Consider the following 17,749-nt stretch of genomic DNA (forward strand, 5'->3'; position numbering starts at 1 on the left):
TCATTTCTTTAAACAAATTCGAAGCTTATCCATAGCGTATAAATGAAATAATGAATTATACTAGGAAAGATGGAGGTGGATGAACTGATGACAGAACATGAAAAGATCCGGCTTACAGCCATGTCAACCAAAGCTGGCTGAGGCTGTAAAATTGGTCCCGCGGACCTGGCGCAAGTTTTGCGTCTTTTACCAAAACAAAATCCAATTCCTGAACTGATTGTAGGCAACGAAACATCAGACGATGCAGGAGTTTATAAACTGACCGATGAAATCGCCCTCATCCAGACGGTGGACTTTTTTACGCCGATTGTCGATGATCCGTATATGTTCGGCCAGATCGCCGCTGCGAATTCCCTGAGCGACGTCTATGCCATGGGCGGTGAGCCTAAGACGGTGCTGAATATCGTCGGCTATCCAATCAAAAAACTCGGAGGCGAAATGCTTGCCGAAATCCTGAAGGGTGCGCAGGATAAAGTGGCAGAAGCAGGCGCTATCACTGCGGGCGGCCATTCGATTGATGACCAGGAACCGAAATTCGGTTTATCGGTTACCGGAATCGTCCATCCAGACAAGATTTGGAAAAACGTCGGCTCCAAACCAGGTGACCTGTTAGTATTGACTAAGCCGATCGGTGTCGGGATCTTGACTACCGGAATTAAGCGTAATGCCGTAACTGCGGAGCAGGAAAAAGCTGTTACCGAAACGATGGCCATGCTGAATAAGCTTGCGGCCGAAACGTTAAAGCCATTCCATCCTAATGCCGTGACTGATGTAACAGGATTCGGTTTATTGGGACATGCCAGTGAAATGGCCGGAGGCAGCGACGTTAGCTTTGACATTTTCAGCGATAAAGTCCCAGTATTGGATGGTGCCCGTAAGCTTGCGGCCGAAGGAATCATTCCGGGCGGCTCAAAATCCAATCATTCCTGGCTAGCCGGTAATGTTTTGTATCCGGAAAGCATGCCTTTAGAAGAACAATTAGTTTTATGTGATGCGATTACTTCCGGTGGTTTGCTTGTAAGCATCCCTGAGAACGAAGCTCACCAGTTTATCGCTCACCTGCATGAAGCGGGTCTGTCGAATGCAGCTATCGTGGGTACTGTATCGGAAAAACGAGAAAAAGCAATATACGTATTATAAAGAAAACTCGTCGATTGACGAGCCGTAAGGCGGAGATTAGACGAAGTTGCACTTATGCAGAAAGGAAGTTGATAACTTTCCTTTCTGCTAAGAGAAAAATCCGTTTGAGCGACTCAAACGGATTTTTTTATAGCCATATTCTGTTGTTTCCTTCGCGTCGGGTAAACCTTCCGCTGTCCAGTCTTTCAAGGAAAGGAATCATGTATTTTCGCGATAAGCCAAGAATCTCTTTAGCTTCTCCTACTTCAAAGGAAGTCCCTGTATGTTCCTTGAGCTTGTTGACGGCTTCCGTGAAAATATCACCGGAAAGATAGAATTTATCATCCAGTGGCACTAGCCAATTTTTTTCCTGAAGAAAGTGGGTTAATTCCGGTCTAATGGTTTCTGGAATGCCGGCATCCTGGAGATAATTTTCCAGATAACGCACTTGCAAGCCATCCTGCTTTATTGCCTCTAACATACCTTCCACCCGTTTGCTCCAATTTTTCGGAATATGGGGTGCAAAGTCAGCGGTGAAGAAAAATTGGCCAGCTCTTTTCCAAATGCCTTTTTCTTCACCGAGCGTTAACACAAATTCAAGCAGTACTTTTGGGGAAACAGCTTGAAGCCCTTGGATGACCTCTGCTTTGTTGATGCCCTTCCTCATTGGGTTTGCATGCTCATATTCCCTCAGCCGATCATATATTTCCTCAGTAAGGTTTTCGATTACCCGCTTGGTCGTGTACAGTCCCTGTCCATATTCGCTAAATTCCGGTTGATTCAATAATACCTGGATGATTTCTGCTTCAGGGAGGGAAGTACGCGTGATTAATTCATTAATGGATAACCCTTTTGATACCATCAAAGCTGAAACGATCCGCTCCTCCGGCTTACCTTCTTTTTTCCTGGCCAGCTCATCAATCGTCTTCATACCAAATCGGTATTTATCACCTCTTGGATCAATGACCCAGCCGCCGCCTATCGTTTCCTGCGGGCTTGGACGGCGCAGGATAAAACGGTCGCCCCTCTTTGTGACGATTTCTTCTTCCAGCCGAAGCTGACAGAGAATCTCTCCATGTTCTGAACCGGTTTCATTTCTGTCAAAAAAGACAATCCGCCCCATCACCTCGGAAGTGCCAATATGGCATTTAATCGGCATTCTTTGTTTGACGATATGCTCTAGATCACCGGCTGTTCTCAACGAAACATCCAAAGTTTTAGTGACGATGAAATGCTCCGAGGATACGAGGACATCTCCGCGTTCGATCTCCTCTTTTGCGACACCGGAAAGATTAACCGCTGCTCTCTGGCCTGCGAATGCTCGTTCAGCTGATTTATGATGGACCTGCAACTGGCGGGCTTTCGTATCAAGGTTTTTGGGAAGAATGAGCAAAGACTGACCCTCTTCCAGGGACCCTTCATAGACGGTTCCTCGGACAACGGTTCCTTGCCCTTTCACAGTAAACACCTGATCGATTGGAAGCCTAAACGGCCCTTTGGTATCCCTGGATTCCAGGGTTCCCAGTTCTGTGAGGATAAGCTGTCTCAGCTCTTCTATTCCTTTTTTCGATAAACTGTCCACCATAATTACCGGGGCATCTTGAAAGATGCTCTCTTCCAGCTCAAGCACAATCTCTTCCTTAACCAAGTCAATGAAGTCCGCTTCCACCTTGTCACTTTTCGAAATTGCGACAATCCCTCTTTTGATACCTAAAAAGTCCAAGATCTCCAAGTGTTCCTTCGTTTGCGGCATAACCCCTTCGTCAGCGGCAACCACAAGAACGACTAAATCAATCCCCGCCACTCCCGCGATCATTTGCCGAATAAATCGTTCATGACCCGGAACATCGATGACCGAAACCTGTATCTCTTCATTTTCATAAAGAGGTGCAAATCCCAGTTCAATCGATATTTGCCGTTCTTTTTCTTCTTTTAAGCGGTCGGTATCCACATTGGTCAGCGCTTTTGTAAGCGACGTCTTCCCATGGTCAATATGCCCGGCCATTCCGATTGTAAAATGCTTTTTCATCACGGACATCCTTTTTTTTACTGATATAGAAGAGCTCCGATTGCCCCGCTGTATTCCCCTTTTTCCAGAAAAAGCGGATGGCAGCCGAAAGCTGTTGTAGCCTCTGATAGCATCTGTTGAAGTGGTTTATTGCCAGCAACCGTTCCGCCGATATAGACGATATCCTTCACCTGGTGGATACTTGCTGCCTGCACGGCCAACAGCATGATCGTTTGGGCTATCATGCCGGTTAAAGCGGCAATGGCATCTTCTTTCTTAGCACTGCTCAAGCCTGAAGCTTTTCCGAAATTGCTTGCTGTAAAGTGTCCGGGAATGGGAGGTTCTAGTGGTGCATAGATGTCTTTCACTAGCAGGTCCATTTCAGAACGACTTCCCTTTTCTGCAAGGGAAACGATCTCCCTGAAATCATTCGTTCCTGACAACAAAAAAGCCAAGCCAAGAAATGTCCCGCCTCCAACGCCGGTTCCAATAATCCGTTCGGAAGAATTCTCTGTAAGTAAATGGAGCGATGTGCCCGTTCCAACATTCACAACAATACAGTTGTTCAATGAATGTTTAGCTTCCTGTTTCAACAGAAAAGCTGCCCCTTCCACAGTTGCTTCAAATTCATCGATTACCTTAGCAGGCAAAGCCAGTTTTTCCTGAACGCGCCCGCTTTTTCCTCCGGTGATACAAATTCTAGCTTCCGGGGCAATAATTGAGAGCCATTGGACAAGCGATGACAAATCATGATAGGAATAAATTTTCACATGTAGCTTTTCTTCTTCAAAATAAGCCAACTTGATAAGCGAACCGCCAGCATCTATCCCAATCCTTTTCACTGTCATCATGAGTCCCTCTCTTCATCTATTATAATTACTATGAATTGATTATAGCACCTTGACCACTGGTTTGAGGAACAATTGAACTTCGCCTTACACACCGAAAAATTGAAATTCAGTCGAGCTTCCTTTTTGTGTCGAGATCACTTCAAGCCGGGCATCAATCCGTTCCTTTAGCTCCGGTACGTGGGAGATGATCCCAACGAGCCTTCCACTGCTTTGGATATCCATTAATGCTTCAATTGCGTTATCCAGGGATTCGGGATCGAGCGTCCCAAATCCTTCATCAATGAACATCGTTTCAAGCGAAATGCCGCCCGCGTATTGTTGGACGACATCCGCTAGCCCGAGCGCCAGAGCGAGAGCAGCCTTAAAGCTCTCTCCTCCTGACAGGGTCTTCACATGGCGTTCCTGTCCGGTATACTGGTCGTAAACAGACAGTTCCAAGCCGCTTTGAATATTCATGCGGGTCGGGTCAATTTTTCGCAGAAGCTGATAGCGCCCGCTTGTCATTTTAAGCAGCCTTGTATTGGCTTCCTTTAAAATGTCATCAAGAAAGGCGGCCAAGACATACCGTTCGAATGTGATCTTGAAAGGGTTCTGCCCTTTTGATATTTCATGCAGATGTCCGATCATCGCATATTTCTCATCAAGCGATTTTTGTTCTACGATGATTTCTTCAATCTTGCCAGCGATTTCTGCATTTTTACTTTTCGCAGTGACTACCAGGTTTTGAAGATTTCTAACACCTTCCAAATCACTATCGACTTGCCGGAACTTACTTTGCAGCCCCTCTACATCCGGCTTCTCGACACCGTTTAATCTTAGTTCAAGATCATGGTACAGCCCAGTCACGCTATGAAATTTCTGTTCGTACTCACCAATGTGTTTTTCAAGCGAGTTGATTTCATTGTCACTTTTTTTAGATGAGGTGTATGCCTGGTAAGTATCAAATCCTTGCTTGGTCATATCTTCCTTGAAGCTATTCCGTTCTTTTTCCAGCTCCTCGTTCAGCTTCTCCAGTTGGTTTACGCTTGACTGTTGATTAGCCAAAACAGCTGACTCTGCTTCCTTGGATTTCTGAAGCTGCGCTTGGGATTTCTCCAAAGCATTCTGCAGCTTTTGATGGGCTGCCATTGCTTTATTTAACACAAGCTGGTAGGCCTCTTGAGTACGGATTTCTTCAGGGACAGATTCTTTCAAGCCTGTAAGCCTGGCGTTTTCCTCAATAAACTGCGCCTTCACGGTATCTTCGGTTTTTTTCAAGGTTTCCAGTGAAGACTTTGCTGTTGAAGATTTTTCTTTCAAGACGCTCAGCTTTTCATCTAGCTTGACCAGGGAGTCTTTTTTTGACTTTAAATCAGATAATTCTCGCGCCAGATCGTTTTTTTGCTGTTGGTGCTTGTTTTGGTAATCCTGAATCCTGGAAATATCAAAGTCTCTAAGGAAACCCTGAATTTCTTCGGTTTTTTCTGTAACCACCTTTTTTACTGTGTTACATTGGGAATCAGCCTGATAATATTGAGATTCTGCACTTCCTTTTTCTGTTTCCATCGCAGTAAGGGCAGCTTTTTGCTTGTTTAATGCCTCTTCGCTTGGCATATCAACGGGAGGATGCGCCGGTGATGTATGCTCATGCGAGCCGCAAACCGGACAGGGATGACCATGTTCAAGCATTGCTGCAAGCATCCCTGCCTGACTCTTCCGCCAGTCCAATTCGAGCTGACCCATCTTTTCTTTTTCGATTGAGAATCTTTGCTTGGCAGCCTCAAGACGCTCCTGCTTTTCCTTCACCGTTTCTTGCAGCCTAAGCATTTCTTGATTCGTTGCATTCACCTTACTTAACTTGTTTAATAGTTCTTCGTTTTTTTCCAGTTCTCTTTCTTTTTCCGCATATAAAACAGCTGCTTTCTCACTATTGTTCTTTTCAAGCAGCAGCCGCTCAGCCTCTTTTTCCATTTCGGTAAGATTGGCTTCAGTGAGTTCTCTCTTGTGGCTGCTTTCCTTCCATTGTCTTTCTAACAAGCTTGTCTTTTCGTTTATCGTTGAAAAAGTCTGCACCGCTTCACTCAGCTGTTGCAGGCGATGGATCTCGGATAATGCTTGATCCCTCTCTGGTGCTTTAGCAACTTCAGCTTCGTAGCTCTTTTCGTTCTGTGCCCTTTCAGTTGCCAAAGCAACTGCTTTCCCCTTCAATTCCACGAGCTCGCCCGTTACCAGTTTAACCTGTTTGCCGACTCTCAAGTATAACTGTTCCTGCTTTTCCAACACCGTTGCCTTTTGAGCAAGGGAAATCTGTGATTTGAATTGATCAATCTCTGTTTTCTTCTCTTCCAGCGCTGCCTTTTCCAGCTTCAATTTCTCCTGTTCAGCAAAGCGCTTCAGCAGCTCTTCCGCTTTGACGACTTCTGCTTGCACTTGATCTCTTGCCGCTTGTTTTTGTTTCATTTCCGCTTCAAGTCTAGTGATTTTCTCCTCACTGCGCTGGATTTCTTCTGCGAGTATCGGGAGCACCAATTGTTCATTGGGTTCATCGGCATTGATTGCAGTGATCAGTTCCTCGTTGTCGCCCGCCTGTATTTCCTTCATCAGATGGATCCTATCGTTTCGGCTTTTCTCGCTGAGTTTACGGAGTTCAGCCGCTTCTTCTTTTAACTTCTCTTCGATTCTTTTATACAATTCCGTATGGAATAGCTTCTGCAAAATTTGTTCTTTATCCTTGCTTTCCGAAGTGAGCAGTTTTCTGAATTCACCCTGCGGTATCATCAAAATTTGCCGGAACTGGTTGGCATCGATCTGCATGATTGTTTTTATTTTCTCGTCGACTTCCCGGACATTGGCGCCAAGCAGCTTTTTCTCTCCTGCAGCATCGATTTCATAGAGTTCAGCTTTAGAGGTCACGGTGACGTATCCTTCGCCAGTCTTTTTCTTTCTTTCCTGTTGGGGAGCCCGCCAAATCGAATAGGTTTTTCCGCGCAGGGTAAATTCAAGCGTCACTTCTGTAGACAGGTCATCGTCGGCAAACTGGCTTCGGAGCTCCTGTCCGTTCCGGTCTTCACCGCTTGCTTTCCCGTAAATCGCAAAGCTGATGCCATCGAAAATAGTCGTTTTCCCCGAGCCGGTCTTCCCGGAAATCACAAACATCGTCCGGTTGCCCAATGCCGTAAAATCAATCTTTTCCTTATTTGCATAGGGTCCAAAAGCTTGCATCGTCAATATAAGAGGTTTCATTTCACAGCTTCCTCCTTTTTGACAGCCTCAATAACCGAAGTCATGACATCGCGCTTTTGCCTATCAAACTGTCTTTCTGTCATTTCCTTATAAAACGTTTCAAAAAGGTCTAGCTCGGACTTCTTTTCATCCTTGATAGACGAAAAAGACTGCTTTCGTTTGAGGTCGATAAGATCCCATTTCCGTTCCAGATGAAGAACATTTGGATACACCTGGCGTAAACGGTTGATTGGATCGATCAATGAACCTTCATCCGTCAATGTGATCTTTAAATAATCCTCTATATTTTGAGACTGGTAGAACCCCGGATCCAGCAGCTCTTCCATGAAGCCTTCGATTTCGCGCATATCCTGCTTTGGCGATAGTGAGCGGTATGAAACATCGAAACTTCCATCCGCCTTCATATCCACAATCGAAATTGATTTTTTTTGCTTCGCCTCTGAAAATGAATATTTCAAAAGGGAGCCCGAATAATAGACGGTTGGGTTTTTAATCGCATCAGGACTATGCAAATGCCCAAGAGCCGTGTAATTGAAAGCATCAAAGCAATCATGCGAAACAACTCCGGATCCTCCTACAGAAAGAGCTCTCTCTGAATCCGACGTTTTCCCTCCAATTACAAAGGCATGTCCGACAAATACATTCGGCTCATTGTGGTTCAGCGTTTTTTCAATCTTTCCGGCAATGGCTTTCATCGCATCCTGGTGGGTGTGAATGCTGTCATCTTCAAGAAGCTGGCGAACAACGCCAGGCTCTGCATAAGGTACAAGATAAAAATTAACGCCATCGATATTCACCGGCTCAAAGCTGTTGGCCAGTTTCCCCTGCATATATAAGTGGCTGTGCCGGTACCACGAAGAACCGAAGGATAAGCGTTCGGCACTGTCGTGATTTCCAGAAATCGCCACAACCGGCGTCTTCATCTCTACATTTATCGTATATAAAATTTCATCGAGCAATTCTACTGCCTCAGTCGGCGGAACAGATCGATCATATAAATCCCCGGCAATCACCACCGCATCCGGCTTCTCTTCCTCTACGATTTCAATAAATTGTAGTAGTGCCTGCCTCTGGTCCGCCGTCATATGTACACCGTGGACGATTTTTCCCAAATGCCAATCGGCCGTATGGATAAACTTCATTTCTATCACTCCGCTCTATTCATCTCTTTAAGTATTATAACTCTTTCAATAAGACTCCGTACATATGTTCCAAGAATTGTTATAAAAAAAGACAGATCATATTCTGATCTGCCTTTAACTAAAAAGATGTTCATACGGTGTCATATTCACTTGTCTTTCGTTAAGCTTTTTCCGCAAAAACTTATGGTCACGTTTCGGGGTTGCCAAAATATAGCCCCTGATGACCAAATCTTCCGTGATTGCAGATACCTTTTCTTTCACGGCCAGTTCACCAATCTTACCGGCAATTTTCTGGCGGGCAATATCCCGGAACAATTCTGGAACAGGCTCCACCAGATCTTCCAGCAGTTCCTTCTGGTCCGCTTTCCATAAATGCCTGGTTTCCCCTACATAATATTCTTCCCAGTCCATATCGGATTTGCCATCTTCCTTAGGGAACCGCTTCAGAAACTTCCGGAACATGAAAAAGCCACCAATGGCAAACAGGGAAATCAATACGACTATCCAAAACAGGATAAACCACAAAAACCATCCGCTCAGCACGGCGTTCACCCCAATATAATATGTTTAATAGTTACGTTTATTATAGTCTTGATAGATTTCCTTTACAAGGGAATTATCGGGAGACATCTTATACTTGCGGGCACTATGGCTGAAATGATTCAACCCTAAAGGGTGAGGACAACCTTTTTTCAAGCGTGCATGTTGATATTTGTTTTTCTCGCTTATATAATAGGAAAGTCTGAATACAGTACGGGGCCGGAAGGGTAGCTGGTGCGCTCCTCGGTCTTCAAAACCGCCTGAGAGGCGCGTGTCGTCTCTGGTGGGTTCGATTCCCACACGGTCCCGCCAAAAAACCAATAACCCAAGGGTTAGATGGAATCTTTTTTAAAACATTAATGTCAATAATACTTAATTTCATCTACCGATTTTTTGTCGGTTTTTATGAATGCAAAACGAATGTGCCGAGAACAAAGGCTAGATTGGTAAAGTTAACTTTCAGTGAGTGACCATTGCTGAAATGTTTGAAAGGTTCCTTCACGTTTTAATAAAATAGATTAAAACAGCAAAGAAACCACTGAATAATCTCAGTGGTTTTTGTTTTGCAACAGGGTTTCATTATGAACCAGACCAAAACCAATGGTTGCAATTTCTTCCGTTTCCTGTTATGCTAATAAAGAATTATTTTTGTTCGGTGTAAAGGATTGTATAAGTTTGACTTTTCGTCTTGATGATCACTTTGGGCAAGGGTAGTATTACATTGTGCGTTTAACGCACTAGGAGGCAACAAAAATGGAACAAGGTTCAGTAAAATGGTTTAACGCAGAAAAAGGTTTTGGATTTATCGAACGTGAAAATGGAGACGACGTATTCGTACACTTCTCTGCTATCCAAAGTGAAGGTTTTAAATCATTAGACGAAGGTCAAAAAGTAACATTTGAAGTGGAACAAGGTCAACGCGGACCACAAGCTACAAATGTAGAAAAAGCTTAATCTTAAATGATATAAAAAAACAGGCTCTTCTAAAGGGCCTGTTTTTTTTATTTTTAACATAATATTCAATAAAAAACCCTACTCAACGTGCGAGCAGGGATCTGGTGCAAGGTATTGTAAAAAGATTTAAAGCTTCAAAGGTTTGTTTACACTATAACATACTGGTTCACAAATATGCTAATTTTATAAGGTAATTTATTATTCTTTTAGAATTCAGTTTTGTAATCAGTCTTTTTTATTCAATCATCTTTAAAGTACCTCCTTCATCATTGGGTCCATTCCTCCCCACTTTGTACATTTTAGTTAATGTGCATCTCCAAGTAAACAATCTGTTTGAAAAATTAAATACATTTTATAGTTAGGAAGTGAATTTAATGGAATATATCTGCTTGCAAGACTGGGAAATGAAAGGAGTCATATATTTTAAAAAGGGCAAAGCCTATAAAGGAAGAAACATTAATAATCCAAAAGCTACAGAAGGTTTTAAGCATGTAAAGATTACAGGCGAATACAATATGCGGATGAAATGTGAAACAGGTTGTGAATATTTTAAAATAGTATAAGTAATAATTTGAGTTTACTACCTATTTCAAAAAGGAATATTAAGTAATGTACCTAGTGTTCTCCCCCTTTTTCGAGCCTCTGCCGAACCATACGGTAGAGGTTTTTATTATTCATCAAGCCACTAAGTAAAAATTATTTAGTTACCTCCACTGGGAAGTATTATTAACTAACACACTTATCTCAACAGCTAACTCCTCATTATTCTTCATTCTTAAAGCACCATTCTTCTACATATCGTCATCAAATTATATTTTGGCTGTAAAGATCCACACCGATATTACCCTTTCACCATATTTTCTTTTGGACCCCTACTAATAAAACATTAGCAAAGGGGGATTCTAACAAAGATATTAGGCGTAACTTGCAGAGAAGACATTTGTTTTTCGGTTTTTTTGATGTATATTTGCGCATTTTTCAACCGATGACTAAATGGATTAGTGAACTAGTACGGCTTATCAGAATCAACTAATATTCATAAACTAAATGATTCTCAAGAGGGGTTACCCTAATATGAAAAATATGAATAAAGGAGCGGGAAACGGTGAAAGTAGTGGTTACGGGAGCAGCGGGTAAAATCGGCCGATGGACTGTAAGGACAATCTTAGAAGCCGGTCATGAAGTTATAGCTTCAGATCGAAAATTAAGAGAGGAATCTGCATCAAAACAGTTTATTCAAGCTGAATTACGTGATTATGGTCAGGTCTTTCAGCTTTTGAAAGGCAGTGACGCAGTGGTCCATTTAGGGAATATTCCTACCGACGTTCGGAATACATCCCAGGCTATATTTGAAAATAATATGCTCGTTAATTTTAATATCCTTGAAGCTTGTAAAGATCTTCAAATCCCTAAGCTTGTCTGGGCATCCAGTGAAACAGTTTTGGGATATCCTTTTGATCCAGAAGAGCTTAGTTACCTGCCTGTGGACGAAGAACACCCAACAATCGTTAAGTCTTCATACGCAATGGCGAAGCGGTTGACTGAAATCCTCTCAGAAATGTTTAACAAGCTTGCTAACACACAGGTGGTGGCGCTTCGCTTTGCCAATATGTATGAGCCGGATGAATATGAAAAAATTCCTATCATGCATTGGAGTGAAGAAGGACAAAGAGAAATCCAAAAGAAAAATGCATGGGCCTACTGCGACGTCCGTGATGCTGCCAGGGCCTGTCTTCTTGCAATAGAAAAGGATAATTTGGGATTTGAAATTTTCCATATAACGGCCCCGGATACAATTTTTCCAGAGACTAGTAAGGAGTTAGTGGATCGTTTTTTCCCAAATGTGACTTTAAAGAGACCCGTGGAAGGCCATGAGACTCTAATGTCGTTCGATAAGGCCAAGAAGATTCTTGGCTATGAACCGCGTCATACATGGCGTGATGTTCTAAATGACGATGGGAAAACCAAAGCATTGCCAGAGGACGAGCTTGCCTTATCAAAAACAAATATATAAAGTCTAAAAAAAGCAATGGGGGATCAACTATCCCCGATTGCTTTTTGAATATCATAATCGTTTACATCTATATCCATATCCATTTCGAGTGCCATCTTTGCTAATTGGTTCCCGATATATGGCCCCGTCGTCAAACCGGACGCACCAAGCCCATTTGCCACTATAATGCCATCCCAGCCTGGCAGAGAACCTATCACCGGAACAAAACCTGGTGTGAAGGGACGTAACCCAACTCGTGCTTCCAGAAAAGTGCTATTCGATAAACCAGGAGCCATTTCTAAGCCTTTATTCAGGAGTTCTTGTACACCACCTGCTGTGATCCGTGCATCATAACCGTCTGTATCATCTTCGTGAGTCGACCCTATTAAGATCCTCTGGTTATGAAACGCTAAAAGGTATTTATCAGAAGGCGTTATGACTACAGGCCACCCGTCTGTTTTATTTTCGTTCGGAACCTGTACATGCATAATTTGTCCTTTTTGGAAGCTTACTTTGAAATGAATGCCTAAAGGCTCCAATAACTGATTTGCCCATGCACCTGCACAAACAATTACCTCATCAGACGAATAGCTTTCATCACCGACTGTTACTCCTGTGACCCGGTTCGAATTAAATTGAAGCGTGGCATCCCCGGTTAAAAGGGTTGCCCCGTTTCTTTGTGCAGATCGCAATAACGCATCGCGCAGCGCACGGCCATCCACACGGGCGGCTCCGCTAATATGAACAGAATGGTGCCCTTCAGTTAGCAGAGGAAATAGATCACGGGTTTCTTTTTCAGCAAGCCGGGCAATCTCACCGATTTCTGGAGCATCAGGTTTTCGTGCTTGTAGACGGTTTTCCAAATTTCTAATTTTTTCTATGTCGTCATGAATACTGAGAGCACCCACTCGAGCATAACCCGTTTCTGTCTCCCCTTCGCTTTTAAGTTCTTCTATCAAAGCCGGGTAAAAGCGTGCCCCTGCCTTTGCTAGCTGGTACCAAGCCTGATTGCGCCGTTGTGATAGCCACGGGCAAATAATGCCTGCAGCTGCATCCGTAGCCTGTCCTTTATCTTTGCGATCTATAATCAGAACCTCAGCACCCATTTTTGCTAACTGATAGGCTGTCGATGCCCCAAGAATTCCAGCCCCAACTACTATAACCTTTTTCATAATCCGTACCCTTTCCAAAATCCATTATCTTATAAATTTCTATTATATATTATAACTAATAGTGCAGGAATATGATTAGCGCCAGTAAAATTAGACCGAAAAAAAGACCTCTCCCGAACGAATGAACTGACCCTAAACTTAACAATCAAAAAACACCCACTATGTCGTATAGTTCAACCATACCATAGAAGGGTGTATTTTTTATAGGAAGCATGCTGTTACACACTGGAACGAAAGAAAAGCTGAAAATCGAGGAACACTAGTCTGGATTTGTATGAATATGTTTTTTCGTGACATATGGGGAGGTCATGACCGAGAGAAGTGCTCCATAGTCCAGATTGAACGCGACTTCATCTCCTACTTTCAAATCTACTTTTTTTGCATCAAGAATAGTATGGTCACTGCTGGATCCAAGAATTTCAATATCTAATTTTGGCGTTAGTCCACCAACTAGCACATCCTGAATTCCAACTCCAAGGATGGCTCTTCTAATTTGGCCACGATCTTGCCATTTTGGAGAGATTCCAAATGCATTTCGGCCTAATTCTCCATCAGGTACGGATGATTTTATCTTTGATTCTATGACCTCAGATATGAATGTGAAGACGTCTGTAAATAATTCTGGTATTCTCTTACCACCAAGAGTTTCCCTTCCTAAAAATATGGATTCTCCTAATCTTAAATTGTTGATACTCCCTATCTCTGCAGCAGTCTTAAACCAATTGTAATTTGCTGAATTTCCCCCTGAAACATAGATAAGTGGTAAAGCAAATTTCTTCTCAACTTGGATAGCTAGTGAAGATAGAGATCTCATCTTCTCTTCAGTCGGTTTGACTCCTCCAAAGCAGGAGAAATTGGCTCCAATCCCAACAATTTTAATTCCCGGAAGTTTCAATGTTTCTTGAACATACCCATCGAGATCGAGTGGCCTGATACCTTCTCTTAAATCACCCATTTCGATCATGAGGATAATTTTATGCAGAGTTTTGTTTTTCGTCGCGGTTTCTGAAAGACTCTTAATAACCGCTATCTCGGTATTCATACTGATATCAGCATATTTTATAACTAAGTCGATTTCACTTAAAGCTGGTGTTCGTAATAAAACAAATTCTGCCTTAATCCCCGCATCACGCATTTTCTTAAGATTTATTAACTTTGAATCTGCCAAAATACGAATGCCCTTATTCACGAGAACTTTTGCAATCTCTGGCTGTCCGCAAATCACTTTTGTAACACCCATAATTCCAACTTTTTTTGAAGCATAGAAATTGAAGAGTTTTTCTGCATTGTGTGCAAGCTTTACTAGATTAATTTCAACCCTTGGTGTTATAAGATCAATCAATTCGTACGCACTTTATATTTTTTATTCCTTATTTCCGGGAATGCCTCAAAAATGCTAGAGACTAGCTTATCACTTCCATGCTTTAAAACATCGGTCGTTGGAAGTTTAAATTGGTCTTCATACTCCGTAACAACATCCACAACTTCTTCATCTGACATGTTTTCATGGTTGATGGTTATAGCAATTACCTTTGAGCTTGAAAAGCTTTCGACCAGTTCAATCTCACTTTTAATCGTTGGCATTTTCATAAAACTAAAATCTCCTAATTTCTTTCGTTTTGGAGGATGTTGAATGATAACCGCTCCAGGTCTTGAACCTCTTAAAATTCCACAGGAACTTATATACGCAGGATGACTTAAAGCTCCTTGACCTTCAACAATAATAATGTCGGGATTTTCATCGTTATAGGCTTTCATAATTTCATTTTCAATTTCACCAATCATAAATTGCAATGGCATCGCATCTATCGCCACCCCATATTTAGCTCCTTGAATAAGACCCGTTTGTCCCGTCGCCACAAAAGCTACCTTTAATCCCTGTTCTAATAAAGCGGTTTCAAGAATAACAGAGGTCGTTCTCTTGCCCACTGCGCTATCTGTTCCAAGAACCGCTACAATCGGGGTTTCAATGTCTAAAATTCTTCCTGAAAAAAGGTGTAAATCCTTACTTTGTGGTGGCTTTCTAATATCATGAATGGTAACTTCACATTGAATGGATTGATTTAAAAATTCCTCGTCTTCCGTAAAGAATTCATGAAGTGGATTGATGATATTCATCTTCAGTTCCATTGCTTTCATAATGATCTTTCTTTCATCTTTTTTTAAAAATGCTTCCGCAGGAGCAATTCCATAAATAAAATGATTGGGTAAAAAGGACAATTTTTCAATCGCTTGATCAAGGCTTTCAAATATCGGGATTCCATTTTTTTTGCCCTCAAGATATTCACCTGCATCCAGCCCAGCCTTCGTACTGTCAATTACTCCGGCAATCTGATATTTTCTTGAGCTTCTAATAAGTCCGTTTGCGGTCTTCCCGTCCATCGTTCCAAAATGATCTTCACAATAAATAATTGCCGTTTTTTTCATAATAACTCCCCATCCTAATTTTTTTGCATTCATGCAATCAGTCTAGAGGAAATTCTACATTTATAAACACAAAAAAACACCTTAACCAATTATAGAAGAAAGCAGGCTTACGGCCAGGACACTAATCATGTAAGGTGTTTTTTTAAAATATGAAATTTTTCCCATGCCTTGTCTTTCAGTATACCATTTTTTTATATAACAATCCACAAATACAATGAAACTGGCATATTCTTCTCTTGAAAGATAGAAGATAATAAATAAGGAAAGAAGCCATAAAAAAAGACTTCTTACCGTTCACATTATCCACAAATATCCAAAAGAAAACGATATAAAAAAGAGGCGTCTCTTTAAAGGCTTGATCTATGACCTTTTGAGACTCCCTCTGGTAGGCAATTATTTAACTAAAGATTTGGTTTATCACGAATCAAAGTTTTTGCCCTGCCTGACAGTTGCTTCACTAACATTTTCAGAGGTATTTAATGCCTTGTTAGGGCGGAGGGTTACCTGAATACCTGGCTGCTTATTCTCGTCTCGATTAACGAGTAAGAGAATTTTGCCTTCTTTTATATTTTCTACGTATTCATTTGCTTCTTTCTCAGATAAACCCATTCCAATCAATGCCCCAATTAGACGGCCGACACCTGCTCCGGCTGTCGCTCCCCCAAGAGTGGCAATTATAGGTCCAGCCGCAATAATTGGGCCTATTCCTGGGACGGCAAAAGCACCGATGCCGGCGAGCAGTCCTACGGCCGCACCGACAAACCCACCAGCGGCTGCTCCCGTGATTCCGGCTTTTTCCATTTTTGTTTCTGTTTCTTCCGCGATATATTCATTTTCCTTTCTGTTCTTGCTTATAAGCGAAATGTCATCGGAAGTATAGCCCTGATCTTTCAAATCGTTAATGGAACGGATTACCTCATCCACATTGTTATATACTCCAACTACTTTCTTTTCCATAGCTGAATACCTCCACTCAGTTAAGGTTTAGACGATGCATGTTTTCCCGTTGTGGCAGAGTGCCGGTTACTTGAAGCAATAATCATTCGTTATGAAAATAGATGGCTGGGAATTCATATGCTACAAGACGACTAAATGGAGAGCCTGGCACCACTATAGAAATCTGACAAGTTCACTACTGCCGGCTCCCCCAAAATGGTTATCAATTTACTAAATGATGTAATGAGTCCCTGTAAAGAACAATTTCAGATTATCGCCTTATGTTTCTCAAGATCAAACCTACTAGAAAAACGACAATGATTGCACCGATTAATGCCGGGAAAATATAAAAGCCACCAATGACAGGTCCAAAAGATCCCAATAGTGCTGAACCGAGCCAGGCCCCAACAAAACCAGCAATGATATTACCAATGATCCCACCTGGTACATCACGCCCAATAATCAAACCGCCAAGCCATCCGATAATCCCGCCAACAATCAACATCCAAATAAATTCCATTTACCTCTGCCCCTTTCTAGATTAAATTTGTAAAGAATAAAACCTAACGAGGTAGTGCAGGATAATGCTTTCTTAGAGATTATGCTGGAAAACCACCATTTGGCTTACAGTACAACCCTTTACATCTTATTCATCGTAGGATTCCTTTATTACAAATGTTTTTTGGGGACACAGTTCAAAATATTGGCACTAATGTAATCCAAAATAAAAGCGGACACATCGAAATGCATCCACTAAAGTTTCTTTTAGAGTACTCTAACCCTAATAATCTCAATTTATGGTTCTTCTTTTTTTGTTCGCCCAAAAGAATGATCATCATCCTGGTTTTTTGGCGGTCTATTTCCTAAAGAGGTTTTGTATTGTTTTCCATGCTATCGCTGGTTTCCATCGATGAATCCTGATCTTTTGAATCGCTGCTCGTTTTCGACGTGATGAAGGATTGTACGCCATTCTTGATTTTATCAACCGTGTCCGGCTTTACATACGATTGCACACTGTTCTTTATTTTATCTACTGTTTCAGGCTTTATATACGTTTGAACCCCGTCCTTTACTTTATTTACTGTCTCTGGAGAAACAAAGGTTTGAACCCGAGACTGGACTTTACCAATCGTTTCCGGCTTTGTATAGGATTGTATTCCCTTCACCACTTTTTCGCGTGATTCTTTATTTCGCATGAAATATGCGGTTGCTCCCAGTGCTATTGTGCCGATCACTTTGCTTTTAGTATTCATATTTGTTGCCTCCTTCAAATTAGTCACGAAATTCACTATTTCCTTTCGTGACTTCACTTAACATTTTATTTTTGAAATACACCGGCCGTATCCATTACAGCCTTTTCCTGAAGCTACAAACAGTATGGTCAA

14 protein-coding genes and 1 tRNA gene are annotated in these 17,749 nt (G+C 42.0%); 4 read left to right on the forward strand and 11 right to left on the reverse strand.

Going from position 1 to position 17,749, the window contains the following annotated elements; genetic code table 11:
* The first annotated feature begins 87 nt into the window (after window positions 1-87).
* Window positions 88-1,140, forward strand: coding sequence for a selenide, water dikinase SelD (gene selD / locus LQ216_RS11220; RefSeq protein ID WP_230129395.1), 1,053 nt, complete (start codon window positions 88-90; stop codon window positions 1,138-1,140).
* Between the two features lie 127 nt (window positions 1,141-1,267).
* Here the strand turns inward: selD and selB are convergent, their stop codons facing one another.
* From selB to LQ216_RS11245, 5 genes are all read right to left on the reverse strand, one after another.
* Window positions 1,268-3,148, reverse strand: coding sequence for a selenocysteine-specific translation elongation factor (selB, locus tag LQ216_RS11225; RefSeq protein WP_230129396.1), 1,881 nt, complete (start codon window positions 3,146-3,148; stop codon window positions 1,268-1,270).
* A 17-nt stretch (window positions 3,149-3,165) separates the two neighbouring features.
* Window positions 3,166-3,978, reverse strand: a complete 813-nt coding sequence (gene coaW / locus LQ216_RS11230; protein ID WP_230129397.1) for a type II pantothenate kinase — start codon at window positions 3,976-3,978, stop codon at window positions 3,166-3,168.
* Window positions 3,979-4,062: 84 nt separating this feature from the next.
* On the reverse strand, window positions 4,063-7,200 hold the full coding sequence (locus tag LQ216_RS11235) for an AAA family ATPase (protein ID WP_230129398.1): 3,138 nt from the start codon (window positions 7,198-7,200) through the stop codon (window positions 4,063-4,065).
* The gene (locus LQ216_RS11240; RefSeq protein ID WP_230129399.1) at window positions 7,197-8,342 is read right to left on the reverse strand and encodes an exonuclease SbcCD subunit D; all 1,146 of its coding nucleotides are present in this window, start codon (window positions 8,340-8,342) and stop codon (window positions 7,197-7,199) included. Before LQ216_RS11240 ends, LQ216_RS11235 begins: the two co-directional genes overlap by 4 nt.
* Window positions 8,343-8,456: 114 nt before the next feature.
* Window positions 8,457-8,885 (reverse strand): DUF2621 domain-containing protein, encoded by a 429-nt coding sequence (locus LQ216_RS11245; protein WP_230129400.1) that lies wholly within the window; start codon window positions 8,883-8,885, stop codon window positions 8,457-8,459.
* A gap of 212 nt (window positions 8,886-9,097) precedes the next feature.
* Here LQ216_RS11245 and LQ216_RS11250 point away from each other — a divergent pair.
* The 3 genes from LQ216_RS11250 (at window position 9,098) to LQ216_RS11260 (ending at window position 11,850) form a co-directional block, all read left to right on the forward strand.
* A tRNA-Sec gene (locus LQ216_RS11250) sits at window positions 9,098-9,194 on the forward strand.
* 441 nt (window positions 9,195-9,635) lie between these two features.
* Complete coding sequence (locus LQ216_RS11255; protein ID WP_230129401.1) at window positions 9,636-9,836, forward strand: cold-shock protein; 201 nt, start codon at window positions 9,636-9,638, stop codon at window positions 9,834-9,836.
* Between the two features lie 1,105 nt (window positions 9,837-10,941).
* Complete coding sequence (locus LQ216_RS11260) at window positions 10,942-11,850, forward strand: NAD(P)-dependent oxidoreductase (RefSeq protein WP_230129402.1); 909 nt, start codon at window positions 10,942-10,944, stop codon at window positions 11,848-11,850.
* A gap of 23 nt (window positions 11,851-11,873) precedes the next feature.
* Here LQ216_RS11260 and LQ216_RS11265 read toward each other — a convergent pair whose 3' ends face one another.
* From LQ216_RS11265 to LQ216_RS11290, 6 genes are all read right to left on the reverse strand, one after another.
* Window positions 11,874-13,001, reverse strand: a complete 1,128-nt coding sequence (locus tag LQ216_RS11265) for an FAD-binding oxidoreductase (protein ID WP_230129403.1) — start codon at window positions 12,999-13,001, stop codon at window positions 11,874-11,876.
* A 259-nt stretch (window positions 13,002-13,260) separates the two neighbouring features.
* Window positions 13,261-14,343 (reverse strand): alanine/ornithine racemase family PLP-dependent enzyme, encoded by a 1,083-nt coding sequence (locus tag LQ216_RS11270; protein WP_230129404.1) that lies wholly within the window; start codon window positions 14,341-14,343, stop codon window positions 13,261-13,263.
* Window positions 14,340-15,428, reverse strand: coding sequence for a DUF1611 domain-containing protein (locus LQ216_RS11275; protein ID WP_230129405.1), 1,089 nt, complete (start codon window positions 15,426-15,428; stop codon window positions 14,340-14,342). Before LQ216_RS11275 ends, LQ216_RS11270 begins: the two co-directional genes overlap by 4 nt.
* A 417-nt stretch (window positions 15,429-15,845) precedes the next feature.
* A complete protein-coding gene (locus LQ216_RS11280) occupies window positions 15,846-16,385 on the reverse strand; it encodes a general stress protein (RefSeq protein ID WP_230129406.1) in 540 nt (179 codons plus the stop codon).
* Between the two features lie 250 nt (window positions 16,386-16,635).
* The gene (locus LQ216_RS11285; protein ID WP_230129407.1) at window positions 16,636-16,884 is read right to left on the reverse strand and encodes a GlsB/YeaQ/YmgE family stress response membrane protein; all 249 of its coding nucleotides are present in this window, start codon (window positions 16,882-16,884) and stop codon (window positions 16,636-16,638) included.
* Between the two features lie 343 nt (window positions 16,885-17,227).
* A complete protein-coding gene (locus LQ216_RS11290) occupies window positions 17,228-17,617 on the reverse strand; it encodes a hypothetical protein (RefSeq protein WP_230129408.1) in 390 nt (129 codons plus the stop codon).
* Window positions 17,618-17,749 lie beyond the last annotated feature (132 nt).

Source organism: Bacillus sp. CECT 9360 (genome assembly GCF_918741275.1).
Taxonomy (GTDB): Bacteria; Bacillota; Bacilli; order Bacillales; family DSM-1321; genus Peribacillus.

Coding starts and splice junctions, on each gene's coding strand:
- LQ216_RS11280 (WP_230129406.1), bottom strand. CDS start 16,385: ATGGAAAAGAAAGTAGTTGGAGTATATAACAATGTGGATGAGGTAATC.
- LQ216_RS11240 (WP_230129399.1), bottom strand. CDS start 8,342: ATGAAGTTTATCCATACGGCCGATTGGCATTTGGGAAAAATCGTCCAC.
- LQ216_RS11290 (WP_230129408.1), bottom strand. CDS start 17,617: ATGAATACTAAAAGCAAAGTGATCGGCACAATAGCACTGGGAGCAACC.
- LQ216_RS11275 (WP_230129405.1), bottom strand. CDS start 15,428: ATGAAAAAAACGGCAATTATTTATTGTGAAGATCATTTTGGAACGATG.
- LQ216_RS11285 (WP_230129407.1), bottom strand. CDS start 16,884: ATGGAATTTATTTGGATGTTGATTGTTGGCGGGATTATCGGATGGCTT.
- LQ216_RS11255 (WP_230129401.1), top strand. CDS start 9,636: ATGGAACAAGGTTCAGTAAAATGGTTTAACGCAGAAAAAGGTTTTGGA.
- LQ216_RS11265 (WP_230129403.1), bottom strand. CDS start 13,001: ATGAAAAAGGTTATAGTAGTTGGGGCTGGAATTCTTGGGGCATCGACA.
- coaW (WP_230129397.1), bottom strand. CDS start 3,978: ATGATGACAGTGAAAAGGATTGGGATAGATGCTGGCGGTTCGCTTATC.
- LQ216_RS11235 (WP_230129398.1), bottom strand. CDS start 7,200: ATGAAACCTCTTATATTGACGATGCAAGCTTTTGGACCCTATGCAAAT.
- selB (WP_230129396.1), bottom strand. CDS start 3,148: ATGAAAAAGCATTTTACAATCGGAATGGCCGGGCATATTGACCATGGG.